At 71.3% G+C, this 26,746-nt stretch carries 33 protein-coding genes; 8 read left to right on the forward strand and 25 right to left on the reverse strand.

Annotated elements, in window-relative coordinates; translation table 11 throughout:
* Positions 1–989: 989 nt before the first annotated feature.
* From E1295_RS34235 to E1295_RS34250, 4 genes are all read right to left on the reverse strand, one after another.
* A complete protein-coding gene (locus tag E1295_RS34235) occupies positions 990–1,694 on the reverse strand; it encodes a VIT1/CCC1 transporter family protein (RefSeq protein WP_132637045.1) in 705 nt (234 codons plus the stop codon).
* Positions 1,691–2,869: a prolipoprotein diacylglyceryl transferase gene (gene lgt / locus E1295_RS34240; RefSeq protein WP_246080693.1), complete on the reverse strand. Its 1,179-nt coding sequence runs from the start codon at positions 2,867–2,869 to the stop codon at positions 1,691–1,693. Before lgt ends, E1295_RS34235 begins: the two co-directional genes overlap by 4 nt.
* A 110-nt stretch (positions 2,870–2,979) precedes the next feature.
* Positions 2,980–3,744 carry a DsbA family protein gene (locus E1295_RS34245; protein WP_132637049.1) on the reverse strand — a complete coding sequence of 255 codons (765 nt, stop codon included), beginning with the start codon at positions 3,742–3,744 and terminating at the stop codon, positions 2,980–2,982.
* Positions 3,741–4,214, reverse strand: coding sequence for a MauE/DoxX family redox-associated membrane protein (locus tag E1295_RS34250; RefSeq protein ID WP_132637051.1), 474 nt, complete (start codon positions 4,212–4,214; stop codon positions 3,741–3,743). The genes E1295_RS34245 and E1295_RS34250 overlap by 4 nt, the downstream gene beginning before the upstream one ends.
* A 216-nt stretch (positions 4,215–4,430) precedes the next feature.
* Between E1295_RS34250 and E1295_RS34255 the strand changes: the two genes are divergently transcribed.
* Both E1295_RS34255 and E1295_RS34260 read left to right on the forward strand, forming a co-directional pair.
* A complete protein-coding gene (locus E1295_RS34255) occupies positions 4,431–5,012 on the forward strand; it encodes a TetR family transcriptional regulator (RefSeq protein ID WP_166427543.1) in 582 nt (193 codons plus the stop codon).
* Positions 5,009–5,653 carry a VC0807 family protein gene (locus tag E1295_RS34260; RefSeq protein WP_132637055.1) on the forward strand — a complete coding sequence of 215 codons (645 nt, stop codon included), beginning with the start codon at positions 5,009–5,011 and terminating at the stop codon, positions 5,651–5,653. Before E1295_RS34255 ends, E1295_RS34260 begins: the two co-directional genes overlap by 4 nt.
* Before the next feature lie 10 nt (positions 5,654–5,663).
* Here the strand turns inward: E1295_RS34260 and trpA are convergent, their stop codons facing one another.
* The 10 genes from trpA to E1295_RS34305 form a co-directional block, all read right to left on the reverse strand.
* On the reverse strand, positions 5,664–6,458 hold the full coding sequence (trpA, locus tag E1295_RS34265; RefSeq protein WP_132637057.1) for a tryptophan synthase subunit alpha: 795 nt from the start codon (positions 6,456–6,458) through the stop codon (positions 5,664–5,666).
* A gap of 249 nt (positions 6,459–6,707) precedes the next feature.
* Entirely contained in the window at positions 6,708–7,931 is a 1,224-nt protein-coding gene (gene trpB / locus E1295_RS34270; RefSeq protein WP_132637097.1) for a tryptophan synthase subunit beta, read from the reverse strand.
* A gap of 20 nt (positions 7,932–7,951) precedes the next feature.
* On the reverse strand, positions 7,952–8,791 hold the full coding sequence (gene trpC, locus E1295_RS34275; RefSeq protein WP_132637059.1) for an indole-3-glycerol phosphate synthase TrpC: 840 nt from the start codon (positions 8,789–8,791) through the stop codon (positions 7,952–7,954).
* Positions 8,792–8,909: 118 nt separating this feature from the next.
* Positions 8,910–9,341 (reverse strand): DUF2752 domain-containing protein, encoded by a 432-nt coding sequence (locus E1295_RS34280; RefSeq protein ID WP_132637061.1) that lies wholly within the window; start codon positions 9,339–9,341, stop codon positions 8,910–8,912.
* 48 nt (positions 9,342–9,389) lie between these two features.
* The gene (locus E1295_RS34285; RefSeq protein ID WP_132637063.1) at positions 9,390–10,007 is read right to left on the reverse strand and encodes a CD225/dispanin family protein; all 618 of its coding nucleotides are present in this window, start codon (positions 10,005–10,007) and stop codon (positions 9,390–9,392) included.
* 156 nt (positions 10,008–10,163) lie between these two features.
* A complete protein-coding gene (locus E1295_RS49795) occupies positions 10,164–10,427 on the reverse strand; it encodes a DUF4190 domain-containing protein (protein WP_181958092.1) in 264 nt (87 codons plus the stop codon).
* 108 nt (positions 10,428–10,535) lie between these two features.
* Positions 10,536–10,700 carry a hypothetical protein gene (locus E1295_RS49800; protein WP_181958093.1) on the reverse strand — a complete coding sequence of 55 codons (165 nt, stop codon included), beginning with the start codon at positions 10,698–10,700 and terminating at the stop codon, positions 10,536–10,538.
* Between the two features lie 111 nt (positions 10,701–10,811).
* Positions 10,812–11,405: a Trp biosynthesis-associated membrane protein gene (locus E1295_RS34295; RefSeq protein ID WP_132637065.1), complete on the reverse strand. Its 594-nt coding sequence runs from the start codon at positions 11,403–11,405 to the stop codon at positions 10,812–10,814.
* A gap of 8 nt (positions 11,406–11,413) precedes the next feature.
* Entirely contained in the window at positions 11,414–11,761 is a 348-nt protein-coding gene (hisI, locus tag E1295_RS34300; RefSeq protein WP_132637067.1) for a phosphoribosyl-AMP cyclohydrolase, read from the reverse strand.
* A gap of 49 nt (positions 11,762–11,810) precedes the next feature.
* Complete coding sequence (locus tag E1295_RS34305; protein ID WP_166427544.1) at positions 11,811–12,131, reverse strand: STAS domain-containing protein; 321 nt, start codon at positions 12,129–12,131, stop codon at positions 11,811–11,813.
* Positions 12,132–12,402: 271 nt separating this feature from the next.
* Here E1295_RS34305 and E1295_RS34310 point away from each other — a divergent pair, with 271 nt between their 5' ends.
* Entirely contained in the window at positions 12,403–12,783 is a 381-nt protein-coding gene (locus tag E1295_RS34310) for an ATP-binding protein (protein ID WP_220449033.1), read from the forward strand.
* 26 nt (positions 12,784–12,809) lie between these two features.
* On the opposite strand, the gene E1295_RS34315 is transcribed toward E1295_RS34310, so the two are convergent.
* Positions 12,810–14,591, reverse strand: a complete 1,782-nt coding sequence (locus tag E1295_RS34315; protein ID WP_132637073.1) for an ABC transporter ATP-binding protein — start codon at positions 14,589–14,591, stop codon at positions 12,810–12,812.
* Entirely contained in the window at positions 14,588–16,420 is a 1,833-nt protein-coding gene (locus tag E1295_RS34320) for an ABC transporter ATP-binding protein (RefSeq protein ID WP_166427545.1), read from the reverse strand. Before E1295_RS34320 ends, E1295_RS34315 begins: the two co-directional genes overlap by 4 nt.
* A 69-nt stretch (positions 16,421–16,489) precedes the next feature.
* Here E1295_RS34320 and E1295_RS34325 point away from each other — a divergent pair, with 69 nt between their 5' ends.
* From E1295_RS34325 to E1295_RS34330, 3 genes are all read left to right on the forward strand, one after another.
* Entirely contained in the window at positions 16,490–17,119 is a 630-nt protein-coding gene (locus E1295_RS34325; RefSeq protein WP_132637075.1) for a TIGR03085 family metal-binding protein, read from the forward strand.
* Positions 17,120–17,295: 176 nt separating this feature from the next.
* Positions 17,296–17,460, forward strand: a complete 165-nt coding sequence (locus E1295_RS49140; RefSeq protein WP_165959967.1) for a hypothetical protein — start codon at positions 17,296–17,298, stop codon at positions 17,458–17,460.
* Positions 17,461–17,521: 61 nt separating this feature from the next.
* The gene (locus E1295_RS34330) at positions 17,522–18,883 is read left to right on the forward strand and encodes a glutamine synthetase family protein (protein ID WP_132637077.1); all 1,362 of its coding nucleotides are present in this window, start codon (positions 17,522–17,524) and stop codon (positions 18,881–18,883) included.
* A gap of 6 nt (positions 18,884–18,889) precedes the next feature.
* Here E1295_RS34330 and hisF read toward each other — a convergent pair whose 3' ends face one another.
* Genes hisF through hisD form a run of 9 tightly spaced genes read right to left on the reverse strand, consistent with a single transcriptional unit; the run spans position 18,890 to position 24,912 of the window.
* A complete protein-coding gene (gene hisF, locus E1295_RS34335; protein WP_132637079.1) occupies positions 18,890–19,651 on the reverse strand; it encodes an imidazole glycerol phosphate synthase subunit HisF in 762 nt (253 codons plus the stop codon).
* Positions 19,648–20,058, reverse strand: a complete 411-nt coding sequence (locus tag E1295_RS34340) for a Rid family hydrolase (protein ID WP_132637081.1) — start codon at positions 20,056–20,058, stop codon at positions 19,648–19,650. The genes hisF and E1295_RS34340 overlap by 4 nt, the downstream gene beginning before the upstream one ends.
* Positions 20,059–20,077: 19 nt before the next feature.
* Complete coding sequence (priA, locus tag E1295_RS34345; RefSeq protein WP_132637083.1) at positions 20,078–20,800, reverse strand: bifunctional 1-(5-phosphoribosyl)-5-((5-phosphoribosylamino)methylideneamino)imidazole-4-carboxamide isomerase/phosphoribosylanthranilate isomerase PriA; 723 nt, start codon at positions 20,798–20,800, stop codon at positions 20,078–20,080.
* Complete coding sequence (locus E1295_RS34350; RefSeq protein WP_132637085.1) at positions 20,800–21,129, reverse strand: hypothetical protein; 330 nt, start codon at positions 21,127–21,129, stop codon at positions 20,800–20,802. Before E1295_RS34350 ends, priA begins: the two co-directional genes overlap by 1 nt.
* Before the next feature lie 28 nt (positions 21,130–21,157).
* A complete protein-coding gene (hisH, locus tag E1295_RS34355; protein WP_132637087.1) occupies positions 21,158–21,796 on the reverse strand; it encodes an imidazole glycerol phosphate synthase subunit HisH in 639 nt (212 codons plus the stop codon).
* Positions 21,787–21,942, reverse strand: coding sequence for a hypothetical protein (locus tag E1295_RS49145; protein WP_166427542.1), 156 nt, complete (start codon positions 21,940–21,942; stop codon positions 21,787–21,789). Before E1295_RS49145 ends, hisH begins: the two co-directional genes overlap by 10 nt.
* Positions 21,939–22,532 carry an imidazoleglycerol-phosphate dehydratase HisB gene (gene hisB / locus E1295_RS34360; protein WP_132637089.1) on the reverse strand — a complete coding sequence of 198 codons (594 nt, stop codon included), beginning with the start codon at positions 22,530–22,532 and terminating at the stop codon, positions 21,939–21,941. The genes E1295_RS49145 and hisB overlap by 4 nt, the downstream gene beginning before the upstream one ends.
* Positions 22,529–23,599, reverse strand: a complete 1,071-nt coding sequence (locus E1295_RS34365; protein WP_132637091.1) for a histidinol-phosphate transaminase — start codon at positions 23,597–23,599, stop codon at positions 22,529–22,531. The genes hisB and E1295_RS34365 overlap by 4 nt, the downstream gene beginning before the upstream one ends.
* Positions 23,596–24,912: a histidinol dehydrogenase gene (gene hisD, locus E1295_RS34370; protein WP_132637101.1), complete on the reverse strand. Its 1,317-nt coding sequence runs from the start codon at positions 24,910–24,912 to the stop codon at positions 23,596–23,598. The genes E1295_RS34365 and hisD overlap by 4 nt, the downstream gene beginning before the upstream one ends.
* A gap of 398 nt (positions 24,913–25,310) precedes the next feature.
* Between hisD and E1295_RS34375 the strand changes: the two genes are divergently transcribed.
* The gene (locus E1295_RS34375; protein ID WP_132637093.1) at positions 25,311–25,505 is read left to right on the forward strand and encodes a hypothetical protein; all 195 of its coding nucleotides are present in this window, start codon (positions 25,311–25,313) and stop codon (positions 25,503–25,505) included.
* A 48-nt stretch (positions 25,506–25,553) separates the two neighbouring features.
* Positions 25,554–26,558, forward strand: a complete 1,005-nt coding sequence (gene ligD, locus E1295_RS34380; protein ID WP_132637095.1) for a non-homologous end-joining DNA ligase — start codon at positions 25,554–25,556, stop codon at positions 26,556–26,558.
* Positions 26,559–26,746: the final 188 nt, after the last annotated feature.

The following is a 26,746-nucleotide window of genomic DNA, read 5'->3' on the forward strand; positions in this document are numbered from 1 at the left end:
GCCACCATCCTCACCACCACCGGCCCAGCCGCCACGCCGCGGGTCCTCCGACCAACCGGCATTCTCATCACCAGACCGCGCAGCACCCCGCCGCCGGGACCGGCCACCGCCCTCGCCACCACCGGACCGGCCGGCGCTTCGCCGACCCTGTGGCCGGCCGACGTCCCCCTCGCTGCCGGGTCGGCCGGGGCTGTGGGCGGGACCGTCGTCGCGGAACCAGCCACCGCCTCCCGGCCCGGGCTGCCCGGCGCTGTCATGGAAGCCCCCCGCCGCGTCCCCCGCGGCGAACGGCCCGGTATGGGGACCGGCTCCGAACGGCCCGGCGCCCGGATCGCCGGCGGGTGGGTCGGCGGCAGCCCGGCGGGACGATCTGCGTCCTCCGCGCGTGCGGGGCGGCCGGCCGCCGTCGCCCTCCCCGCTCGCCGCAGCGGGCCAACCGCCGCCGGCTTGACCCGAAGGCCGGTCATCACCGTCCGCTGACCGGCCACGGGAGTTCGTCACGTCTGGGTCGGGTGCGTCCTGCTGCCTGCGGCCACGTGCCCGCCCCCTCCGGCCACGGGAACCCTGCGACCAGTCCGTACCCTCCGCGGGAAGGCCCCCGGCTCCGGGCAGCGACCCGCCGCCATGAGCGCTCGCGGGCCACTCCCCGCTGCGCCCACCTGCAGCATGTCCTCCACCGCCAGGTGCGCCCGAGGCGGACCACCCCTCGCCCGAGCCATCCACGGCAGGCCAGCCACCACTACGCCCACCAGCCGCACGACCACCGCCAGAACCGCCCGACGCAGACCGGCCACCAAGGCCGTCCGCGGCAGGCCACTCACCACTACGCCCGCCAGCCGCACGACCACCGCCGTCCAGGGCGTCCCGAGCAGGCCGGCCGTCCGCGACCGGCCATTCCCCGCTACGCCCACCGGCACCCTGGGGGTCGGCCGCGGGCCGGGAGCGCTTCGAGGGGTTGCCGGAGCCGGGGGTGGCTCTTCTCCTGGCCATCACAGCGCCGCCGCTCCGATCAGGCTGCCCAGCGCGAACGTGACCGCGGCGGCCACCCCTCCCACCACGAGCTGCCTCAGGCCGGAATACCACCAGGTGCGGGCGGTCACCGTGGAGACCAGCGCGCCCGCGGCGAACAGGGCCGCGCAGGAGAGCACCGCCGACACCGTCAGGCTCGAAACCCCGAGGAGGTACGGCAGCAGCGGCAGCACCGCACCCACGCCGAACGACAGGAATGACGACACTGCGGCCAGGGTCGGCGACGGCAGCTCACCGGGGGCCACGCCGAGTTCGTTACGGGTGTGCACCTCCAGCGCCTGGTCGGGGTTGCGGGAGATCTGCCGGGACACCTCGGCCGCGAGCTCCGGGGACACGCCCCGGTCGACGAACGTCTGCGCCAGCTCGGCTTGTTCGTCGTCGGGGTGGCGGGCGAGCTCGCGGCGTTCGACGGCGATCTCGGCCTGGGCCAGCTCACGCTGGCTCGCCACCGAGACGTATTCGCCGCCCGCCATGGACAGCGCGCCCGCGGCCAGACCCGCGACCCCGGCAAGGGAGATGACCCTGGTGTCGGCGGTGCCACCCGCGACACCCGCGATCAGCGCGAAGTTCGACACCAGACCGTCCATCGCGCCGAACACCGAGGGCCGCAACCAGCCTCCGGTGACGTCGCGGTGCTGGTGGCGAGCCTCCGCGCGACCGCTCATCGCGAGTTCTTCCCCCTCGTCACGGCTTCACCGTCAGGGGCCTCCTCCGGCTCGCCGGGCGCCGGGTCGTCGCCCTGCCGCCCGCGATCGGCCTCGCCACCGCCGGCCGCGTCGTTGGCGACCGCGCCACCCTCGGCCCCGCCACCGTCGACCGCGTCGTTGGCGTCCGCATCGTTCGCCGTTGCGTCGTTCGCGGTCGTGTCGTTCGCGGTTGCCGCCTGGCCTACGGTCACCCCGTCGCTCGCGTCCGGGTCAGCCCCGGCCGTCTCATCCCCCGCTGAGGATGTCGTCGCCCCCGCCTCAGGAGGTGGACCGCCCGGCCCTTCGCCGGACGCCCCGGCGGCGTCGCCGGAGGCCGCCGGGCCGGGCGCGTCGGGCGAGCCGGGGTCGGCCTGGCCGGACACGTGCGCCGGATCCGGGAGCTCGGACAAGGGCACAATGACCTCTTCGTCGTCCTTGTTCCGTTTCACCCAGAGGTAGACCAGCGCGCCCACGAACAGCAGGATCGACGTCCACTGGTTGATCCGCAGCCCCAGGAAGGTCACGGCGTGATCGACCCCGCCGACCGGGTCGATGCGCAGGCCCTCGATCCAGAACCTGCCGAGCGTGTAGCCGGCGACGTAGAGGGCGAACAGCCGCCCGTGGTGCAGCCTGAACCGCGCCCCCGCGAACAGCAGCAGGAAGCCGAGCGCGATGTCCCACACCGACTCGTACAGGAACGTCGGGTGGTAGAGGACGCCGGGCTCTCCCCCGTGGGCGACGTCGATCTCCAGCCCCCACGGCAGCGTGGTCGGCCCGCCGTACAGCTCCTGGTTGAACCAGTTGCCCCAGCGGCCGATGCCCTGGGCGAAGGCGATGCCGGGGGCGACCGTGTCGGCGACGGCGCCCAGGGAGATGCCGCGCTTGCGCACGAACTGCCAGACGCCGACGCCGCCGAGCGCGACGGCGCCCCAGATGCCGAGACCGCCCTCCCAGATGAACAGCGCCTGGATGGGCTCCTTGATCGCGCGGCTGCCGAAATAGGTCTGCCAGTCGGTGATGACGTGGTAGAGGCGTCCGCCGATCAGGCCGAAGATGACCGCGGGGACCGCGAGATCGATGATCGTCCCCTTCTCGCCACCACGAGCGCGCCAGCGCCGCTCGCTCAGCCAGACAGCGACGATGACGCCGAGCACAATGCAGAGCGCATAAGCCCGGATCGGGATGATTCCGAGATACCAGACCCCTTGGGAGGGGCTGGGAATCGAGGCTAGGGGCATGTCAGGTGAGGGTAGCGGAAGTGCGGCTACTTGGCCGCCTTCGTAATCTCTTCGCGCAACTCTCGTGGGCTGAAGAGTACCCCGTTGTCTATTTCTATGCCGTTCAGTTTCACGGTCGGCGTATGGTCGAGCTTCTGTTCGTCACTGACCTTCTTGCTGTACGACAGCTGCGTCTGGGCGTGCTTGCCCGAGGTGACGCACTGCTCGAACTCCGGCGACGTGATCTCGGCGTCCTTGCCCCACTGAACGAGCTGGTCGGGCTGGAAACCCGGCTCGGTCTCGGGCGGCTGGTTCTCGAAGAGCAGGTCGTGGAAGGCCATCCACTGCTTGCCGTCGGCCACGCACCGGGAGGCGCTGCCCGCGCGTACGGAGTTGGACTTCGTCGGCTCCTGGGAGAAGATCGTGATGGGGTGGTAGACCACCTTGGCCAGGCCCTCGGCGGCGAGGTTCTTGAACGTCTGGCCGCTGACCCGCTCGAGCTCCTTGCAGGCGGGGCACTGGAAGTCCTCATAGATGTCGACCACAGGCCCCGTGACGCCCTGCTTGGCCATCACGGCGGCGCCGTCGGGCTGCACCGTGATGGGGGCGAGCGCGCCGGAGGCCTCCTCCGAACGCGAGTTGCTGGCCGCGTACCACCAGCCCGCTCCGACCGCGGCCACCGCGACCGCCCCGGCGGCGACGTAGGTCACGATCTTCCTGCGCCGCTCCTGCGCGCGAGCGGCGGCCTGCTGTTCCTTGATCTTGTCACGCGCTGACTTCGACATGGCCTTCGTCCGCTGCCCCTTGCTCATCCTTCGTCCTCCACATCACGAGTATCGCCTCCCAGGCCGAGTGCTCCGTCGAGAGCCAGGCGACCCGGCGGGAACCGCGTGATCCAGGCGCCGAGTAGCACGAGGCCGAAGTCACGCAGGATGTCGAGCAGGTAGGTGGGCTCCTGCCCCTGTCCCAGCTGGCCGCCGCCGCCGAAGCAACCGCAGTCGATCCGCAGGCCGTTCGCCCAGGCCCAGGCGATGCCGAAGACGAACGCGAACATGAGCAGCCCCGCGACCACCGCGGCCACCCTGGTCAGCAGACCGACGACCAGCAGCACGCCGACCACGATCTCCAGCATCGGCAGGGCGTAGCCCACCGGGACGGCGACCGACTCGGGCAGCAACTGGTAAGCCTTGACCGCCACCACGGAGTCCGTCGGGTTGCCGATCTTGAGCGCGCCCGCCACGATCAGCACCCCGCCCAGGACCAGCCGGGCGACGACCGTCACCCAGGGTATCGCCGACGTAGCTCGATGTGACGGTTGTGACGCGGCCACGGGTCATCTCCTCTTTCTCTGTGCCGAGATGGGCACAGTACCGGGTTCCCATCCGATCACGTTCACGATAAGCGTCGGCTAAGCCGCTTCCCCTTCCAGGCTCTCCGAGTTGCGCTATTTACTTGGGTGAATTAAGAATTACTCATGCAGGTAAGGCGGGAGGATTCGGTGACGAGCACCGCGCGGCGGGCGCAGATCGTCGCCGCGGCCATCGCGACGATCGCCGAGAGCGGCTACCGCCAGGCGTCCTACTCCAAGATCGCCGAGCGGGCCGGGCTCAGCAGCACGCGGCTGATCTCCTACCACTTCGACAGCAAGGACGAGCTGATCAGCAAGGCGATCGGCACGATCTACAGCGACCTGGCGGCGTTCGTGACCGCCAGGGTGAGCGCCGCGACCACGCCGGGCGCCGCGCTCGACGCCTACATCCGCTCGCTGGTGGAGTACATCGCGGGCCACCGCGCCGAGATGCGCGCCGCCACGGAGATCTTCCTCAACTTCAGGCCCGAGGGCGGCTCTACCGCGCAGGACGCGGCCACGGACCTGTCGGTGCTGGGTCACGTCGAACGCATCCTCGTCATGGGCCAGGTCAGCGGCGAGTTCGCCACGTTCAACACCCGCGTGATGGCGATGGCGATCCAGCGGGCGCTCGACGGGCTGCCCTTCCTGCTGGAGGCGGAGCCGGACGCCGACCTGACCGAATATGCCGACGAGCTGGCCGGGATGTTCGCCAGGGCCACGCGCCCATGAGCGCCGGGAACAGGGGGCTGCTCACCCTCGCGGTGGACGTGGGCGTACCCATCGGCCTCTACTACCTCCTGCGCGCCGCCGGCGTCGGCGCCTACGCCGCGTTGCTCATCTGCTCGTTCGTCCCCGGCCTCGGTGTCGTCTCCGACCTCGTACGCCGCCGCAGGCCCGACAGGGTCGGCGTGTTCATGACGACCATGATGCTCACCGGCGCCGCGGTCGCCCTGCTGGTCCACGACCCGAGGCTGCTGCTGGCCAAGGACGGCTGGTTCATGGCCGCCGGCGGCCTGTGGTTCCTGGTGACCGTGCGCGGCGACAGGCCGCTGGCCTTCGTGTTCACCAGGCTCATGGCCGAAGGGCGGCTCGGGCCCCGCGAGTCGTGGGACATGTTGTGGCATCGGCTGCCCCGCTTCCGCAGGGTGTGGCGGGTGGCGACCGTCATCTACGGTGTCGGCCTGATCGTCGACGCCGCCGTGCGGGTCGTCATGGCCCACGTTCTGCCGATCGACGTCGTCCCCGGCCTCAGCGCCGTGCAGTATGCCGTGTGGCTGGTGCTGATGCAGGTGGCGCTCAACCTGTATCTCGTGCCCAGCGGCGTCTACAACCCTCGTTCCAGGCTCTACGCCGACCTGCGCCCCGCGTGAGGCGCGGACGTCAGCGGCGCACGCTTTTGGACATGTCTCTTGCGAGGACGGCGATCGAGTCACGGCCCGCGGCCTCGTCGGGGGCGTCGAGCATGCGGCGGATGAACGCCGACCCCACGATGACGCCGTCGGCGTAGGCCGCCACCTCGGCCGCCTGGGCTCCGGTGCCGACCCCGAGACCCACGCACACCGGCAGGTCCGTGTGGGCGCGGGTGCGCTGCACCAGGCCCTCGGCGGCGGCGTTGACGCTCTCCCTGGCACCCGTGACGCCCATCAGCGAGGCCGCGTAGACGAAGCCCGTGCAGCAGTCGACGACGGCCTTGATGCGCTGGTCGGTCGAGCTGGGCGCCACCAGGAACACGGTGTCGATGCCGGCGCCCGCCGAGGCCGCCCGCCACGGCTCCGACTCCTCGGGCGTCAGGTCGGGCGTGATCGTGCCCGCGCCGCCCGCGTCGGCCAGGTCACGGGCGAAGCGCTCCGCACCGTATTTGTCGATGGGGTTCCAGTAGGTCATGACGAGTGTGGCGGCCCCGGTGGCGGCGACCCCCTCGACCGTACGCATCACGTCGGCGATGCGCGTGCCGTTGACCAGCGACCGGTGCACGGCGTCCTGGATGGTGGGGCCGTCCATGAGCGGGTCGGAGTAGGGCAGGCCGATCTCGATGACGTCGCAGCCGGCCTCGACCAGGGTCGTGGCGGCGGCGACGGCGCCGTCCTTGGACGGGAACCCCGCGGGCAGGTAGCCGACGAGCGCGGCCCGGTTGTCCGCCTTCGCCTTGGCGAAAACCGTCTGAAGAGTCGTCATGTCTGTCCGTTTCGAAAGTCGAGTCTCACCATGATGCCCTGCCGCGCGCCCGCCCAGAATCCTCCGCGCCGCTGAAGGCCCGGGGTGTCGCGGAAGACCGCGCAATGAGCGGCCGGCCTCTCGTAGCTCGAGCGCAGGCCGTCGGCGGATCCGCATGGCCCCGGCGTCTCAGTGGTCCTGAAGGCCTCGGATGCCCCCCGGGGCCCGACGTCTTCCGACGGCTCGGAGATCTGGGGGCCTCATGAGGCCTCAGAGGTCGAAGTATTTCATCGCCGTGCCCATGTCCTTGTCACCTCGGCCGGACAGGTTGACCAGGATGGTCGCCTCGGGGCCGAGCTCGCGGCCGAGCTCCAGCGCACCCGCCAGGGCGTGGGAGGACTCGATGGCGGGAATGATGCCCTCGGTCCTGGCCAGCAGCGAGAAGGCGGCCATCGCCTCGTCGTCGGTGACGCCGTGGTAGACGGCGCGGCCGGAGTCCTTCAGCCAGGCGTGCTCGGGGCCGACGCCCGGGTAGTCGAGCCCGGCGGAGATCGAGTGGGACTCGATGGTCTGGCCCTCGTCGTCCTGCAGGACGTAGGTGCGCGAGCCGTGCAGCACGCCGACCGAGCCGGAGGTGAGGGTGAGCGCGTGCTCGCCGCTCTCCAGGCCGCGCCCGGCGGCTTCGTAGCCGTGCAACTGCACGCCCTCGTCGCCGATGAACGCGTGGAAGGCGCCGATCGCGTTGCTGCCGCCGCCCACCGCGGCGCACACCGCGTCGGGCAGCCGGCCGGTCAGCTCGAGCATCTGACGGCGGGCCTCGACACCGATGATGCGGGCGAAGTCGCGCACGATCTCGGGGAACGGGTGCGGGCCCGCGACCGTGCCGAAGAGGTAGTGGGTGGTGTCGACGTTGGTCACCCAGTCGCGGAACGCCTCGTTGATGGCGTCCTTCAGCGTCTGCGAGCCGTTGGTGACCGGCACCACGGTCGCGCCGAGCAGCTTCATCCTGGCGACGTTGAGTGCCTGGCGCTCACAGTCGACCGCGCCCATGTAGATGACGCACTCCAGGCCGAGCAGGGCCGCGGCGGTCGCGGTGGCGACGCCGTGCTGGCCGGCGCCGGTTTCGGCGATCACCCGCTTCTTGCCCAGGCGCTTGGTCAGCAGTGCCTGGCCGAGCACGTTGTTGATCTTGTGGGCGCCGGTGTGGGTGAGGTCCTCCCGCTTGAGCACGATCCTGGCACCACCGGCCTGCTCGCTGAAGCGCGGCACCTCGGTCAGCGTGGTGGGACGGCCCGCGTAGGTGCGCAGCAGGTGGTCGAACTCGCTCAGGAACTGCGCGTCGTTCTTGGCCTTCTCATAGACCGCGGCCACCTCGTCGAGCGCCGGGATGAGCGCCTCCGGCACATATCTGCCGCCGAAGATGCCGAACTTGCCGTGCACGTCGGGGTCGTCGCCGCGCGCGCCGTTGCCCGCCAGGTCGGCGGCGGTCAGGATGGAGCCTTCGTGTGCCACTGCTATCCCTCTGCTGAGTGGTCGGGGCGCGTCGACGGATGGGCGCCGGCCGTCACCAGCGCCTCCACGGCCTTGCGCGGATCCTTGCCGGTGACCAGGCTCTCCCCCACCAGGACGGCGTCGGCGCCGCCTCTGGCGTAGGCCAGCAGGTCGTGCGGGCCGCGCACCCCCGACTCGGCGATTTTGATCACATTATCGGGGATCTTCGGCGCCAGCTTCGCGAAGACGTCGCGATCGACCTCGAGTGTCTTCAGATTGCGGGCGTTGACCCCGATGACCCGGGCTCCCGCGGCGACCGCTCGTTCGAGCTCCTCCTCGGTGTGCACCTCGACCAGCGGGGTGAGCCCGATCGACTCAGCCCGCTCGATCAGCGACACCAGCGCCTCCTGCTCCAGGCAGACGGCCATCAGCAGCGCCAGGTCGGCGCCGTGGGCCCTGGCCTCCCAGAGCTGGTAGGAGGTGAGGATGAAGTCCTTGCGCAGGACCGGGATGTCGACCCGGGAACGGACCGCGGCCAGGTCTTCGAGGCTGCCCCCGAACTTGCGGCGCTCGGTCAGCACACTGATGACGTGGGCCCCGCCCGCTTCGTAGTCGCAGGCCAGCGCCGCGGGATCGGCGATCGCGGCGAGCGCGCCCTTGGACGGGCTGGACCGCTTGACCTCGGCGATCACCGAGATCCTGTCGCCTCCGAGCGCGGCCATCGCGTCCCTGGGCGGCTGAGCCCGCTCGGCTCGCTGCTTGAGCTCGTCCATGGACACGGTCTGCTGGCGTGCGGCGAGGTCGGCGCGCACCCCGTCAAGGATGCCGTCGAGGACGCTCGGCCCTTCCTTCCGCTCACTCACGCGCTTGGAGTCCCTCCGGTCGACAGTGGGGGTGGCGGGGAGTTCGCCTCGCGTACGCTCTCCGCCTTGTCCTGCGATGGTATCGGCCCCCACGGGGTCACCTCACCACCGGCCCTGCCTAGGGGGCGAGGAACGCGCCGACAGGCAGATTACGGACCACCCAGTAGACCATGACGACCGCGATGAAAGCCCACAGCCACGCCGGATGCGCCAGCGTCGTCCGCCTGGGCCGGCCCTGCCAGGCGCGCACCACCCATCGCCCCCACCAGAACAGCAGGAACGGGGTCATGGCCACGGCGAGCGGGTTGAGCCCCAGCGCGGCGACCGGATCGAGATGCGCGAGGGCGTGCATGGTGCGCATCGTGCCGCAGCCAGGGCAGTAGAGGCCGGTGAGCCACAGGAACGGGCAGGTCGGATAGTGGCCGGGCTCGTTGGGGTCGACCACGCCGACGACCGCGAACGCGGCGCCCACGCCCGCGGCAACACCGAGCGGCGCGAGCAGGCGCCTGACGCGATCCGTGCCCCGCCGCCCGGTTGTTGCGATGCCCATGCCTTCAGTATCCGCCTTCCAGCGTCCGCTGACCGCCGTCGCGCCGGCTCAGTACGTCGAGTACGAGTACGTGGACACGCTCGCGGCCAGGATGAAGAAGAACACGATGTACGCGATGATGCCGAGGACGATGCCGATGGCGCCGAAGATCAGGCTCCGCTTCCACCAGGTCTTGGCCTCGTCGGCGGCCTGCATCGCACCCTGATAGTCGCCGACCTGCCACTTCGAGTTCACCTGCGACGACTTGACGAGCGCCACGATGCCGAGCGGCAGGCAGCAGAACAGGGTCGTGAGGATGGCCGGGACGAGCTGGTTGTCGGGCGGGTTGCCGCCGCCGCCGTAACCGCCGCCGGGCGGCTGGCCGTAACCGCCGTCGCCGTAGCCGCCGCCACCGGGCGGCTGCTGGCCGTAGCCACCGTAACCACCGCCACTCGGCGGCTGCTGACCGTAACCGCCGCCGCTCGGGGGCTGCTGGCCGTAGCCACCGTAACCACCGCCACTGGGCGGCTGCTGGCCATAGCCGCCGCCGCTCGGGGGCTGCTGACCGTAACCACCACCGCTCGGGGGCTGCTGGCCATAACCGCCACCGCTGGGGGGCTGCTGGCCGTAACCGCCTCCGGGCGGCTGGGCGCCGTAGCCGCCGTCGCCCTGGTTTCCGTAACTCATGCTAAAGACCCCTCATGTCGTCATCTTCGGATCCAGTTCGCGCGGCAGCCTAGCGAGAAACCATGTCCTACGTGGATCAACGTCGATTTTTGCGGACAATTCGTAATCGGACCGCAAGCACGCCGTCACGGTCCGGCTACAGGAGCCGCGTGCCGCCTACTGGTAATCCACCGTGCTGCCGGCGGTACTCGCGATCCCGATGAAGGAAAGGAGCATACCGCCGAATATGAGCCAGCACAGGAGCCAGATCGCGACCGTGATGTAGGACGTGACGAGGCCGCCGATGGCCATGCCCGAGCCCTCCTCGCCGGTGCGCTTGATCCGGTTGAGCGCGACATGCCCGAGGATGACGCCGGGGATGCTGGTCAGGCCGCAGAAGACCAGGCCGATGATGCCGAGGACGAGCGAGGCCACCGCCATCCCGTTGGTGGACCTGGGCTGGTGGTAGCCGTAGCCCTGCTGCGGATAACCGCCGTAGCTCGGGGGCTGCTGACCGTAACCGCCGCCGTAGCTCGGCGGCTGTTGACCCTAGGCGTATGACTGGTCGCCGGTGGGCGGCTGCTGCCCGTAGCCACCGCCGCTCGGGGGCTGCTGACCGTAACCGCCGCCACCGCCGGGGGGCTGCTGGCCGTAACCGCCCCCTGGAGGCTGCGCGCCGTATCCGCCGCTACCGCCCTGATCCCCGTAGCTCATGAGCCGGCTCCCTCGATGTCCGTGGCGAGTTGCAACGGCAGCTTATTGAGGAAACGTTTGCCCGGCGCCCGCAGGTCCACAACAGTGGAGGTTTCGTAACCGCCGACCGGCTCAGCGCCGGCCGGTTGGGTGATCGGTGGGGTCGTCCCCGCGGTCGAGCGCGTCCCAGAGCGACCGGTCGTCGCTCACCCTTGCCGAGGGCTCGGCCGCCGCCCGGTCGTAGCGGGCCGACATGCCCGCCCACCGGCCGCCGCGCAGGACCGCCAGCACGCCCCCGGCCATCAGCAGGACCGCTCCGACGGCCGTCACGGCGGGCCACAGCGGCGCGACCTCCCAGGACAGGCCGGTGGCGCCGGACAACACGTTCAGCTCGCGCAGGCGTTCGCTCACGGTGCCGGCCGACAGCGCCGCCCACGTCGCCACCGCGGCGCCGGCCCCGCACAGGGCGAGCAGCACCCCGACGGCCCGGCGTCCTGCGCCCTTCGTGGCCAGCACCGCGACCACTCCGGCCAGCCCGGCCAGCGCCACGGGACTGAGCACGGGGCTCAGCTCGCCGCCGCTCGGCGCCTGCGTCGCGGCGCCGCCGCCCACGACCGTCACCCATGCCTGACCGGCGGCCCACAGCACGAGGAGGCAGCCGAGGGCCGTCATGACCACCCAGCCCCACAGCTCGCCGCGCCTGGACGTGCGCACCTCGGGCTCCATCCGCTCTCCTAGCTCGGCGCGAGCTCTAGCGGGCCGGCGTCGAAGCAGGTGCGATCGCCCGTGTGGCAGGCCCCGTCGACCTGGTCGACCTTGACCAGGATGGTGTCGCCGTCGCAGTCGAGCGCCACGGACTTGACGAGCTGGGCGTGGCCGGAGGTCGCGCCCTTGACCCAGAGCTGCGCGCGGCTGCGCGACCAGTAGGTGGCCCTGCCGGTGGTGAGCGTCCGATGCAGCGCCTCGTCGTTCATCCAGGCCAGCATGAGCACCTCGCCGGTGTCGTACTGCTGGGCGATCGCGGGGACCAGGCCGTCGGGGTTGCGCTTCAACCGCGCGGCGATCGTGGCGTCAAGGGACATGCACCCATTCAACCAGCCGGCGCCGCCGCCCCCGCCACCGGCGCGAGCCTCAGGTCAGGGCTTGGGGAAGGGTGTCGTAGATGGAGAACAGCGGCGCCAGGTTCGTCCTGCGCAGCCGCCGCAGCACCTGCCCTGGAGGCGCCACCAGAGCCATCGTGCCGTCCCTGTCGCGCAGGGCGGCCAGCACGCGGACCAGCACGCCGAGCCCCGTCGTGTCGATGAAGCTCAGCCCGGTCATGTCGACGACCAGCCGCGGACCGTGGTCGGCCACCGCCTCGTCGAGGCATTTCCTGACCTGGGAGACGTTGTCGACGTCGACCTCCCCCGTCAGGCTCACCACCACGAGGTCTCCGTGTCGGCGTCGCGTCATCTCCAGCACATCCGCGCCCATGCTCCTCATGACCCCTCCCGTGGGCGGCCCCGCCGAAAAGGTACACCTGTCCGCGCCGCGTCACGGTGGGTTTTACCGAGAATGCGGTACGTGACGGCGCCGAGCGGAGTACTTTCGGGTTCCCGAGCGTCCTGTGGGAGGACCGCCGTGGTGTACGTCGTCAGCTCCGCTCTCCGGGCGGCGCCCGAGCACGGGCGGCACGAGCCGGCCGGGTTCGCCGCGGTCCGGCGGGTGCGCGATGGATAGCCGGATGCTCCGTGTCAGCTTCGCGCGGGGGCATATCACGGGGCTGCGCAGGACCGTGACGGAGCACGCCGCCCGCGCGGGGCTGGCGGGCCGGCGCCTCGAGGACTTCGTGCTGGCGGTCAACGAGGTCACCACCAACGCGGTGCTGCACGGCGGAGGCCACGGGCGGTTACGGGTGTGGTCGCGGGACGGGTGCCTGTGGTGCGAGGTCTCCGACGACGGCCCGGGGCTGCCGCCCGGATGGCTGGGCGACACGCGGCCGCCCAGAGGGCTGGACTTCGGAGGGCGGGGGCTGTGGCTGACGCGCATGGTGTGCGAGCACGTCCTGATCGTGTCGGGGCCGCGCGGCACGACCGTGACGTTCGTCTTTCCCTTCCGACGGTGATCGGGCGCTCGTGGCCCCCGTCCCGGTCACGAGTGGGCGGCCGAGATCCACGAGGCGTGCAGGTCGGCGTACACGCCCGGCCGGCCCACCAGTTCCGAGTGGTGACCGCGCTGCACCAGCCGGCCTCCGTCGAAGACCAGCACCTCGTCGGCGTTCTCCGCCGTGGACAGGCGGTGCGCGATCGAGATGGCGGTGCGGCCTCGGGTGACGCCCTCCAGGGCCCGCGCCAGCCGTACCTCGGTGGCCGGGTCGACCGCCGAGGTGGCCTCGTCCAGCAGGAGCAGGTCGGGGTCGGCGAGGTAGGCGCGGGCCAGGGCGACGAGCTGACGCTCGCCCGCCGACAGCGACTCGCCGCGCTGGCCGACGGCCGTGTCCAGGCCGGCGGGCAGCCCTTCGAGCCAGTCGGTCAGGCCCAGCTCGGTCATCGCGAGCAGGATCTCGTCGGTCGTGGCGGACGGCTTGCCGTAGCGGATGTTCTCCTCCAGCGTCCCGTCGAACAGGAAGCCGTCCTGGGGGACCATGACGATGCGTTCGCGCAGGGAGGAGAAGCGGATGTGGCGCAGGTCGTGGCCGTCCACGGTGACGCGGCCCGCTCCCGGGTCCATGAGCCGCGTCAGGAGCTTGGCGAACGTGGTCTTGCCCGACCCGGTCTCCCCCACGACGGCGACGCGCGAGCGCGGCGGGATCTCCAGGGTGACCTCGCGCAGCACGGGCACGCCTCCGGGGTAGGAGAAGTGCACGTCCTCGAAGGCGACCGAGATGGGGCCCCTGGGCAGCTCGACGCCCTTGTCGCCGGGGTCGGCCACGTCCGGCGGGGTGTCGATGACGCCGAGCACGCGCCGCCAGCCCGCGACGGCGTTCTGGGCCTCGTTCAGCACCTCGGTGGCGGTCTGGAGCGGCGAGACGAACAGGGTGATCAGGAACAGGAACGCCACCAGCTCGCCCTGCGTGATGTCACCCGACAAGCCGAGCCGCACGCCCATCAGCACGATGCCGGCGATGGCGAGGGCGGCCACGATCTCGGTGAGCGGGAAGACGAAGCCGACGATGGTCTGCGCCCTGGTCTGGGCGCGTTTGTTGGCGTCGACCGCCTGGTCGATGCGCTCGGCCGTACGGCGCTCCGATGCGTACGCCCTGATGACGGTGGCGCCGACGACGGACTCGCTGATCGCGGCCAGCATGTCGCCGGTGCGCTCGCGCACGGTCGTGTACGCCCGCGACAACAACTTCTGGAAGCGCGGCAGCGCGATCATCAACGGGATGAAGCACAACCAGACGAGCAGCGTGAGCTGCCAGGAGTAGACGAACATCAGCACGGTGGCCACGAACAGCTGCCCGAACGCCACGATGATCATCAGCCCGCCCCACTGCATGAACGTGCTGATCTGGTCGATGTCGTTGGTGACGCGCGAGACCAGGGCGCCGCGGCGCTCGGTGTTCTGGGTGAGCACGGACAGGTCGTGCACGTGCCGGAACCCGCGCACGCGCAGGGTGGCCAGCGACGATTCGGTCGCCCTGTAGAGGCGGACGTTCATGACGTACGCGGCGGCGGCCGTGAGCAGCACCGCGCCCGCGCAGATCAGGATCGCCCTGGTGACGTAGGCGGTGTCCGGGGTGCCGGTCTTGAGTCCGGTGTCGATCGTCTGCTGGACGGCGATCGGTACGATGATCTTGCCGACGGTGGCGACGACGGCCAGCAGCAGCGTGACCACCAGTCCCTTGCGGAACTCCGGCGTGAGCGAGAGCCCCTGCCGGATGGTGGCCAGCGCGGAGCGCTCGGAGTTGCCCCGGATGACCTCGGCCGTCATGCGCTGACCTCCTCTTCTTCTCCGGCCGGCACGTCGATGGCGGCGCGCTCGGCCTCCTCGCGCTCGTAGGCGGTCACCAGGTTGCGGTAGCCGGCGCAGCGCATGATCAGCTCGTCGTGCGGGCCGCGGTCGACGACCCGGCCGTGGTCGAGGTAGACGACCTCGTCGGCGAGGGCGATGGTCGCCATGCGGTAGGCGACGACCACGACGGTCGAGGCCTCGGCGGCGTCCCGCAGCCCGTACAGGATCTTGGCCTCGACCTGCGGGTCCACGCTGGAGGTCGCGTCGTCGAGGATGAGCAGGCGCGGCCGGCGCACGACCGCGCGGGCGAGCGCGATGCGCTGGCGCTGGCCGCCGGACAGCGAGGCGCCGCGCTCGCCGACGCGCGTGTCGAGCCCGTCGGCCAGCCCCCCGACGAAACCGTCGGCCTGCGCCAGGCGCAGGGCGGCCCGCACGTCCTCGTCACCGGTCTCGAGGCCGAGCGCGATGTTGCCGCGCACGGTGTCGTCGAACAGGAACGTCTGCTGCGGGACCAGCGCGACCGACTCGGCGATGCGGCCATGGGCCAGCTCCCGCACGTCTTCGCCGTCGAGCAGCACCTGCCCCCTGTCGGGGTCGACGAGCCTGACGAGCAGCTGCACGAGGGTGGACTTGCCCGAGCCCGTGGGCCCGACGAGCGCCACGGTGCGCCCTGCGGGCACGTCGAAGGTCACCTCGTGCAGCACCTCGGCCTCGCCGTAGGAGTACGACACGTCGCGTACCTCCAGCCGGGCGGGCGTGGACGAGGCCGGGACGGCCTGCCCGTACTCCATGGAGCCGCTCGCGTCCAGCACGTCCTGCACCCGCCGCCAGCCGACGACGCTGCGCGGCAGCTCGGCCAGCACCCAGCCGAGCGCCCTGATCGGGAAGGCCAGCAGCGTGAACAGGTAGGCGACCTCGACGAGGTCGCCGGCGTCGATCGAGCCGCCGGACAGCCGGGCCGAGCCGACGGCCAGCACCGCGAGCACGCCGATCGTGGGCAGCGCCTCCAGCATCGGGTCGAACAGCCCGCGCACCCGGCCGACCGCGATGTTGGCGTCGCGCAGTTCGTGGGCGCGGCGCTGGAACCGTTCGGTCTCCAGCTCCTCCCTGCCGAGGGTCTTGACGACGAGCGCGCCGTCGAAGCTCTCGTGCGCGATCTCGCTGACCTCGGCGCGCAGTTGCTGCGCGCGGGTGGCGAGCGGGCTGAGCTTGCGCTGATAAACCAGATTCAGTACGGCGATCGCCGGAAAAATCAGGAAACCGACGAGTGCCAGCACGAGATCCGTGAACACCATCGCGACCGCCGCCGTGATCAGCATGACGATCACGCCCACGGCCATCGGCAGCGGCGCCAGCGGCGCCCAGGCGGCCTCGGCGTCGGCGCCGGCGTTCGACAGCAGTTGCCCCGTCGGGTGCCGGTGGTGCCACGACAGCGGCAGCCGCAGGTACTGCTTGGTCACGTCCCTGCGCGACCTGGCCTGCATGCGGTACTGCAGGATGCCGGCCAGGATGCGCCGGCCCGCCACGCCCAGTGCCTTGAGCAGCGCCGTGCCCAGGATCAGAAACGTTCCCGTCCACAACGCGCCCGCGACGGCGCGGCCCTCGCCGAAGGCGGGCAGCACGACGTTCTGGGTCGCCCACCCGAGGGCCCAGGCGGAGGCGACGGTCATCCCGCCGTAGACCGCGCTGGCCAGCACCGCCAGCGCGAACACCACCTTCTCTGCGCGAATGGCCACCCCAAGGACCCGCAGTCCTTGACGCATCACGGCCGAGGTGACCTTGCTCGCCACTCGGTTGGGTCCTCTCATCACGGCATTTCTACGTATGTCACTATCACTCCTGATCATCCCGTTATTCCCACGGGTAGGGTTGCCCGTGTGACTCACGCTCGTGGCGAACGCACCGCGCTCTGCGACCTGCTCGACCAGCTCGGCCCCGACGCGCCGACGTTGTGCGAGGGCTGGAGCACCTACGACCTGGCCGCTCACCTGGTGCTACGCGAGCGCAGGCCCGACGCGATGGGCGGCATCGCGCTCAGACCCCTCGCCGGCTACACCGCCTCCGTGCAGAACGCGCTCAAGGCCAGGCACCCCTATCCGGAGCTGGTCGCCAAAGTACGCCGGCCCGGCGGCGTGTTCGGTCTCGTGAAGGCCCTCGACGAGGCGGTCAACACGATCGAGCTCTTCGTCCACCACGAGGACGTCCGCCGCGCGCAGCCGTCGTGGGAGGCGCGCGAGCTGCCGGCCGAGCTGGAGGAGCTCTTCTGGAAGCGGCTGTCGTCCGGCGCCCGGCTGATGCTGCGCCGGGCCCCGGTGGGCGTGGTGCTGCACCGGCTGGGCGGCGGGGTGCTGCTGGCGGGCCCGCGCGGAGGCCCCAAGGTGGAGGTCACCGGCCGGGCCGGCGAGTTGCTGATGTTCTGCTTCGGACGTCAGTCGCACGCCAAGGTGGAGCTCACCGGCACGCCCGGCAACGTCGAACGGCTGCGCGACGCCCCGCTCGGCATGTAGCCGGTCGCCGATGGCGCAAATCACGGCGCCATCGGCGCTCACGCCACATCTCTAGCCCTTACCATGGCAGAGGAAAGAAGCCCCCCGGTTAGGATCATGAACATCTTCATAGAAGATGCCAGTGATCGCCCAGATCCGGGTATATACGGCTGGGAATGGACTGCAGGAGGCCCCCCATGCAGGTCAAGAAGGTGATCACCTACGTGGCTGTCGCGTTCGTGGTCTTCTACCTGTTCACCCGGCCGGCCGAAGCCGCCGCCGCGGTCAACGGTGTGTTCGACGGAATTCTTCAGGGAGCCAATCAGTTGGCCACGTTCTTCTCCAGTGTTCTGACGCCCTGACCTACGGTTCTGTCTGCGTGAGGTGCTTCCAAGCGCTGCCGGATCGTGTTACGCAGGCAGGATGAGAGATCGCCCGAGCGGCACCACGATCCATCAGCTCGGCGCCACCGCGCGGCGCGTCCTCGAGCGAGCCGAGCTTGAGGGCATCGAGCTGATCCGTTTCCTGTACGCCGACCACGGAGGCGTGATCCGTGGCAAAGCGGCGTCCCGGTCACGGCTGGCCGAACGGCTCAACACCGGCATCGGGCACACAGTGGCCATGATGGCCATGAACATGCTCGACCACCTGCAGGACGTCGAGCACATGGGTCCGGTGGGCGAGGTGCGCATCGTTCCCGACCCCGCGACCTACGTCACATTGCCGCAGGCGCCAGGTGCCGCGGCGATGCTGTCCGATCTGCGGCTGCCTGACGGCTCCCCGTGGGGCGCGTGCCCGCGGACCTTCCTCAAGGACGCCATCGCCGAACTGGCCGCCGAGGGCTACACGCTGGTCGCCGCGTTCGAGCCGGAGTTCACGCTCGGCCGCCGCCTGCCCGACCCGTCCGGCGGCCCCGACCGGCTGGTGCCCATAGACGACTCGCTCTGCTACGCGGCCACCGGCTTCGACACCGCCCACGACTACACGATCAAGCTCATCCGCGCCCTGGAGACGCAGGGCCTGCGCGTCGAGCACTACCACCCGGAGCTCGGCCCCGGCCAGCAGGAACTGTCGATCCACCACGCGCCGGCGCTGCGGGCCGCCGACAACCACGTCCTCTACCGCGAGACCGTGCGCGGCGTGGCCATGCGCATGCAGCTGTGGGCCTCGCTGGCTCCCAAACCGCTGGCCGACCAGGCCGGCAACGGCGCTCACCTGCACCTGTCGCTGTGGCGCGACGGCCGCAACGTCTTCGCCGGCGACGACGAGACCCGCGACGGCTTCATCGGCGGCCTGATCGCCCACCTGCCCGCCCTCACCGCGCTGACCTGCGGCAGCGTCAACAGCTTCCGGCGGCTGGCGCCCCGGATGTGGTCGAGCGCGTACGCCGTTTACGGCCCCGACAACCGCGAGGCCGCCGTCCGCGTCTGCTCGCCCCTCGGGGACACCGGGGAGCCCAACCTGGAGCTGAAGCCGTCCGACTCCTCCGCCAACCCCTACCTGTCGCTGGGCGCCGTCATCCACGCGGGCCTCGACGGCATCCGGCGCAAGCTCGACCCGGGCGCGGCGGTGGACGTCGACCCCGACACGCAGCCGGGCCGCTTCCAGCGCCTGCCGTCGTCACTGGACGAGGCGCTCGACGCGCTGGAGGGGGACGAGGTGCTCATGGAGGCGCTCGGGCCGTTGCGGCGCAGTGCGTACCTGGCCGTCAAGCGGTCCGAGGCGGCCGCGTTCGCCGCCCAGGACGCCTCCTTCGAGCTGTTCCACCACCTCCGGGTGTTCTGAAGGACGCTAGCGGACCGGATGGCCCGCCATCCGCAGCGTCTCCTTGACCTCGGAGATCTTCAACGTGCCGAAGTGGAACACGCTGGCCGCCAGCACCGCGTCGGCGCCCGCCGCCACCGCCGGAGGAAAGTCCTCCAGGCGGCCGGCGCCGCCGCTGGCGATCACGGGCACCCGCACGACGGCCCGGACCGCGCGCAGCATCTCCAGGTCGTAGCCGTCGAGCGTGCCGTCGCCGTCCATCGAGTTGAGCAGGATCTCGCCCACGCCGAGCTCCTCGCCGCGGGCGGCCCACTCCACCGCGTCGATGCCGGTGCCGCGGCGACCGCCGTGCGTGGTCACCTCGAAGCCGCTCGGGGTGCCCGGCGCGCGGCGGGCGTCGACGGACAGCACGACGCACTGGGCGCCGAACCGCCTCGACGCCTCGGTGAGCAGCTCGGGCCGGGCGATGGCCGCGGTGTTGAGCGACACCTTGTCGGCGCCGGCGCGCAGCAGCCGGTTGACGTCGTCGACCGTGCGCACGCCGCCGCCCACGGTGAGCGGGATGAACACCTGCTCGGCGGTCCTGCGCACCACGTCGAGCATGGTCTCGCGCTCGCCCGACGACGCGGTGATGTCGAGGAAGGTCAGCTCGTCGGCCCCCTCCTCGTCGTAGCGCCTGGCCAGTTCGACCGGGTCGCCCGCGTCGCGCAGGTTCTCGAAGTTGACGCCCTTGACGACGCGTCCGGCGTCCACGTCGAGACAGGGAATGACTCTTACGGCTACGGTCATGCTCGCAGTGCCTCGATTTCGATCTCGACCAGCATCCTAGGGTCGACCAGCCCGGCCACGCGCACCCCGGTGCAGGCGGGGCGCACGTCGCGGAAGACGTCGTGGATGGCGCGCCCGACGGGGTCGAAGTGGCGCTGCTCCACCACGTAATAGCGGACCATGACGACGTCGTCGCGGGTCAGGCCGCCGGTCGCGACGGCCGTCAGCGCGATGTCGATCGCGGTCAGTGCCTGCTCGTAGGCGTCGCCGAGGTGGCGCACCTCTCCTTCGACGGTGGCCGTGCACCCGGACACGATCACCCGGTCACCCGCGACGACCGCGCGGGCGTAACCGTACCTTTCCTCCCAGACGCCTCCGGAGAACACCCTCCGCCCGGTGTTCTCCATGCCGATGCTGCTGACGCTCATCCCGCCCCCTCCCGGCGAACTACACGCGTACCGCGGCAAGCGCATCTTCCAGCGTGAACGCGCGAGCGTAGAGGGCCCTGCCCACGATGGCCCCCTCCACTCCGTCGGGAACGAGCGAGGCGAGTGCGACCAGGTCATCGAGGCTGGACACGCCGCCGCTGGCCACTACCGGCCGGTCGGTACGGGCGCAGATGCGGCGGTAGAGGTCGAGGTTGGGCCCCTGGAGCATGCCGTCCTTGGTCACGTCGGTGACGACGTAGCGGGGGCAGCCGTCGGCCTCGAGCCGGTCGAGCACCTCCCACAGGTCGCCCGCGTCCTTGGTCCAGCCGCGGGCGGCCAGCGTGTCGCCGCGCACGTCGAGACCGACCGCGATCCGGTCACCGTGCTCGGCGATGACCTTCCGGCACCAGCCGGGGTTCTCCAGGGCGGCGGTGCCGATGTTGACCCGGCGGCAGCCGGTGGCCAGCGCGGCGGCCAGCGAGTCGTCGTCGCGGATGCCGCCGGACAACTCGACGTTCACGTCGAGCTTGCCGATGACCTCGGCGATCAGCTCGCGGTTGCCGCCCCTGCCGAACGCGGCGTCGAGGTCGACCAGGTGGATCCACTCGGCACCGGCCTCCTGCCAGGCGAGCGCGGCGGCGAGCGGTTCGCCGTGGCGGGTCTCGGTGCCGGCCTCGCCCTGGGTCAGGCGTACGGCCTGGCCGTCGGCCACGTCGACGGCGGGCAGCAGAAGCAGCGACATCAGATCCTCCGGTCGAAGGCAAGGGTCACGACAACGGGTGTGAGCAGCAGGGACAGGACGAGGACACCGAAGCTGAGCAGGAGCGAGCCCCAGATCAGCCAGACGAGCACCTGCACGAGCAGGAGCCCGAGCGCCACCACGGCGTTCTGGGCGCGGCGGCGGCGGGCGAGCAGGCCGCCCTGGCGGGCGAACCGCGCCGGGCGCGGCAGCATCCGCGACCAGAGAGCCCGGCGGCGCGCGCGGCGGGCCTGCCGCAGCTCGTTGGCCCGGATGGCGCGGGCCCGCTCGGCCTCGCGCTCGGCCCTGCGCCGGGCGCGTTCCTTGCTCACCGGGCCTCCCGGCTGCCGGCTCGCCCGCTCACAGGGTGCCGAGCCAGTTGCGCAGCAGGGTGGCGCCTGCGTCGCCGGACTTCTCCGGGTGGAACTGGGTGGCCATGAGCGGGCCGTTCTCCACGGCGGCCACGAACGGCACGCCGTGCTCGGCCCACGTGACGAGCGGGTCGGAGAAGCCGTCGCCCGCCTGCAGCTCCCACTCGCGCACGCCGTAGGAGTGCACGAAGTAGAAGCGGGTGGCGGGGTCGAGCCCGGCGAACAGCACGCTGCCCGCGGGCGCCTTGACGGTGTTCCAGCCCATGTGGGGCAGGACGGGGGCGTCGATCCGGCCGACCGTGCCCGGCCACTCGCCGCAGCCCTCGGTCTCGACGCCGTGCTCCACCCCACGGGCGAACAGGATCTGCATGCCGACGCAGATGCCCAGCACCGGACGCCCGCCGGACAGGCGGCGGCCGATGATCTGCTCGCCGCGCACGCCTTTGAGGCCCGTCATGCACGCCTCGAACGCGCCGACGCCCGGCACGACGAGCCCGTCGCAGGACAGCGCGGCGTCGAAGTCGGACGTCACCCTCACGTCGGCGCCGGCCCGGGCCAGCGCCCGTTCTGCCGAGCGCAGGTTGCCCGACCCGTAGTCGAGCACCACCACGTTCTTCCTTACCACCACAGCACCCCCGCCGTGATCGCCATCGCCGCGCCGAGCGCGCAGACCGCCGCACCGACCTTGAGACCCTGCTTGGCCAGGGAGAACACCCCGCCGATGAGGAACAGCCCGATGAAGACCATCACCCCGGCGATGAGGTTGTCCGTCACAGGACGCCCTTGGTGCTCGGCACCCCCGTGGCGCGAGGGTCGGGCTCCGACGCCTCGCGCAGGGCCCTGGCCAGGGCCTTGAACTGGGACTCCACGATGTGGTGGGCGTTGCGCCCGTAGGGGACGTGGACGTGCAGGCAGATCGCCGCCTGGGCGACGAACGACTCCAGGATGTGGCGGGTCATCGTCGTGTCGTATTCGGGGCCGATCATCGGCGCCATGCCCTCGGGCTCGGAGTGCACGAGGTAGGGGCGGCCGGACAGATCGACGGTGACCTGGGCCAGCGACTCGTCCAGCGGGCACGACGCGGTGCCGAAGCGCCTGATGCCCGACTTGTCGCCCAACGCCTCGCGGAACGCCGCGCCCAGCGCGAGCGCGGTGTCCTCGATCGTGTGGTGCGAGTCGATGTGCAGATCGCCCTCGGTCTTGACCGTCAGGTCGAACAGGCCGTGCTTGCCCAGCTGGGCCAGCATGTGGTCGTAGAAGCCGACCCCGGTCGACACCTCGACCCGGCCGGTGCCGTCGAGGCCGACCTCCACCAGGACCGAGGTCTCCTTCGTAACGCGCTCGACGCGGCCGACGCGACTCACAGCACTCCTTCCAGGGCGGCGCGGAACGCCGCCATCTCCTCGCCGGTGCCGATCGACACCCGCAGCCATTCTGGCGGGCCCACCTCGCGGATGAGCACCCCGCGCTCCAGCAGGCCCTCCCACACGGCGCGCCGGTCGGGGAACCGTCCGAACAACACGAAGTTCGCGTCGGAGTCGGCCACCCGCAGGCCCTTGGAGCGCAGCCACGCCACCGTGTCGTCGCGCTCGCGCCGCAGCGCGTCGACCGTGCCCAGCAGCTCGTCGCGGTGCCGCAGCGCCACGCGCGCCGCCGTCTGGGTGAGCGTCGACAAATGGTACGGCAGGCGCACCAGCAGCAGCGCCTGCACCACGGCCGGGTGCGCGGCGAGGTAGCCGAGCCGGGTGCCGGCCATGGCGAACGCCTTGGACATCGTCCTGGTGACGATCAGCCGCGGATGGGCGGGCAGCAGGGTGAGCGCCGACGGGGTGCCCTCGCGGGCGAACTCCGCGTAGGCCTCGTCGACCACGACGACGCCCGGCGCGGCGGCCAGGACCGCCTCGATCGTGGCCAGCGGCTGGGCGGTGCCGGTCGGGTTGTTGGGCGAGGCCAGGAACACGATGTCGGGCCGGTGCTCCTCGATCGCGGCCACGGCCTTGCCCGGGTCGATCGAGAAGTCGTCCTCGCGGGCGGCCTGGATCCACTCGGTGCTGGTGCCGCTGGTGATGATCGGGTGCATCGAGTAGGAGGGCTCGAACCCGATGGCGGTGCGGCCGTGGCCGCCGAACGCCTGCAGGATCTGCTGGAGCACCTCGTTGGAGCCGTTGGCGGCCCACACCTGCTCGGTGGCCAGGCCGTGGCCGAGATAGGCGGCCAGGTCGGCGCGCAGGTCTGTGGCGTCCCGGTCGGGGTAGCGGTTGAGCTCGCCCGCCTGGGCCCGCACCGCCTCGGCCAGGTCGTCGACCAGGCGGGGCGAGGGCGGGTAGGGGTTCTCGTTGGTGTTGAGCCGGACCGGGACGTCGATCTGGGGCGCGCCGTAGGGCGTCTTGCCCCTCAGGTCGTCGCGGATGGGCAGGTCGTCGAGGTTCACTCGGTCTCCGTGGGCACTCGCCAGTCGAAACGGGCGCGGATCGCGGCACCGTGTGCGGGCAGGTCTTCGGCGTCGGCCAGGGCGGACACGTGGGCCGCCGCTCCCGCGAGCGCCTCGCGGGAGTAGTCGACGACGTGGACGCCGCGCAGGAACGACTGCACCGACAGGCCGCCGGAGTGACAGGCGCAGCCGCCCGTCGGCAGCACGTGGTTGGACCCGGCGAGGTAGTCGCCGAGCGAGACGGGCGCGTAGGCGCCCACGAAGATCGCCCCGGCGTTCCTGACGCGGGCGGCGACGGCCGCGGCGTCGGCGGTGTGGATCTCCAGGTGCTCGGCGGCGTAGGCGTCGACGACCTTGAGGCCGTCGTCGACGGAGCTCACCAGCACGATGCCCGACTGCCTGCCGCTCAGCGCCTCGGTGATGCGCTCGGAGTGCCTGGTCGCGGAAACCTGGCCCGGCAGCTCCTTGTCGACCGCGTCGGCCAGCTCGGCGCTGGTGGTGACCAGCACGGCGGCGGCGATCGTGTCGTGCTCGGCCTGGCTGATCAGGTCGGCGGCGACGTGGACCGGGTCGGCCGTGTCGTCGGCGAGGATGGCGATCTCGGTGGGGCCGGCCTCGGAGTCGATGCCGATGCGGCCCTTGAGCAGCCGTTTGGCCGCCGCCACGTAGATGTTGCCGGGACCGGTGACCATCGTGGCCGCCGGGCAGTCCTCGGTGCCGTAGGCGAACATGGCCACCGCCTGGGCCCCGCCCGCGGAGTGCACCTCGCCGACGCCGAGCAGCGCGCACGCGGCCAGGATCGTGGGGTGCGGCAGCCCGCCGTGCTCCTTCTGCGCCGGGCTGGTCACGGCCAGCGAGCCGACGCCGGCCTCCTGGGCGGGCACGACGTTCATCACCACGCTGGACGGATAGACCGCCCGGCCGCCCGGGACGTAGAGGCCCACGCGCTCGACCGGCACCCAGCGCTCGGTCACCGTGCCGCCGGGCACGACCTGGGTGGTGACGTCGGCGCGCCGCTGGTCGCGGTGGACGAGCCTGGCCCGCCTGATCGACTCCTCCAGCGCCGCCCTGACCGTGGGGTCGAGCTCGCGCAGCGCCCGCTCGAGGGCCTCGGCGGGAACGCGGGTGGTGGCGATCTCGACACCGTCGAACCTGGCGGTCAGCTCCCGTACGGCTGCCGCCCCACGATGGCGCACGTCCTCGCAGATGGGCCGCACCTTCTCCAGGGCGGCCTCGACGTCGAGCTCGGCGCGGGGCAGCACGTCGCGCAGGTCCGCGGGAAGCGAACCGCGCATGTCGATACGGGAAATCACCATCACAGTTTACGGAGTCCGGGCGGCGGATCCTCATCGGTCCACCATGCGGACCATGCGTACGTGAAAGGCGACGGCCGCGGGGGCGGCGCTCGCCGAAGCCGCGCCCGCGGCCGCCGTCACCCCGGACCGGGCCTGCCGGGGCGGGAGCCGTGGCCGTCACGGGGGCACGGCCACGGCCGGGGAAAGCCGAAGGTGCCTAGTGACTGCCCGCGCCGGACACTCGTTAACGCGCCATGCCCGGAAATCTCATGACAACGGAAAATTAACGTTACGGACCTTTACGCCGTGCGCGTGTCGCGGCCGGCGCGAGGCAGGCCGCGAGCCCACCGCCCCTCGTCACGCACGTTCTTTCATATCGCTTGTCCCGTATGTCCGATTCATTTACCCTCTCCGGCATGGGACAGTGGCACGGCCCCGGCGGCATCCTCGTCGAGGCGATCATCCTCGATGATCGCCCGCTGTTGCGCGTCTCCCACAAGGTCGACGGCAGAAGCTACCTGCGCGGCTACTGCGCCACCGTCGCCGAGCTCGGGGAGCACGGCGTCGACCTCGCCGACCTCGTCGAGAAGACGCCCCTTGACCATCTGTAGACCCCCGTCGGCCACTGCCGGCCGGATCGACGGGGTACGGCAAGCACCATGGTCCGGCTGCCTGCCTACAGGCCGATGCTGGCCCAGCTCGGCACCCTGACCGCCGTCCAGGGCACGGGCTGGGCCGTGGAGATGAAGTGGGACGGCGTACGCGCGCTCGCCTACGTCGAGGACGGCGCCGTACGCCTGATGTCGCGCAACGCCAAGGACATCACCCCCGCCTACCCCGAACTGCAGCTCATGGGAGGCGCCACCGGCGGGCGCCCGGCCGTCATCGACGGGGAGATCGTCGCCTTCGACGAGGCGGGACGGCCCAGCTTCGAGGCGCTGCAACCCCGCATGCACCAGCGCAACCCCCGGATCGTGGCCGAACTGACCAGGTCGGTGCCGGTGACGTTCATGGCGTTCGACATCCTGCACCTCGGCGACGAATCCGTCATCGCGCGACCGTACACCGAGCGCAGGGACCTCCTGGAGAGCACGCTCACACCCGGGTACCGGTGGCAGGTGCCCGTCTGGTTCGCCGGCCACGCCGAGCAGGCGGTCGGCTCCTCCCGCCGGCTCGGGCTCGAAGGAGTCGTCTGCAAACGGATGAACTCGCCGTACCGGCCGGGCCGGCGCAGCTCCGAATGGACCAAGGTCAAGAACGTCAGCGCCACCGAGGTCGTGATCTGCGGATGGAAACCGGGAGGCGGGCGGCGCACCGGCACGATCGGCTCGCTGCTGCTCGGCGCGTACGACCAGCACGGGCGGCTGCGGTTCGTCGGGCACGTCGGCACCGGGTTCACCGAGGCCGTGCTCCGCGACCTGCGCGACCGCCTGGCGCCGCTGGAGCGGCCCGGCCCGCCGTTCGACGAGCCGGTGCCGCGCGAGGACGCCCGCGACGCGCGCTGGGTCGAACCGCGGATGGTCGGCGAGGTGCAGTACGCCGAGGTCACCGGCGACGGCAGGCTGCGCCACCCGTCCTGGCGCGGCCTGCGCCCCGACCGTGAGCCGTCGGAGGCCCGCACGACCGGGATCGCCCCGCCGGGCACGGACGCCGCCGCGGGCTGAACGGACGACACCCGAACCCATCGGCTACATTTTGTTTACATATGGTGACTTACAGTGATCTGAGGGGATCGATGTGTCCGGGAGGGACGCTGTGCCGAAGACACTGGTCATCGTGGTGGCCACGCTGGCGTGGATGTCCCTGGCGCCGGCCCCGCCCACCGTCCGCACGGTCACCCACTCCCGCGCCC

It is taken from the genome of Nonomuraea mesophila (genome assembly GCF_004352805.1).
Lineage (GTDB): Bacteria > Actinomycetota > Actinomycetes > Streptosporangiales > Streptosporangiaceae > Nonomuraea > Nonomuraea longispora.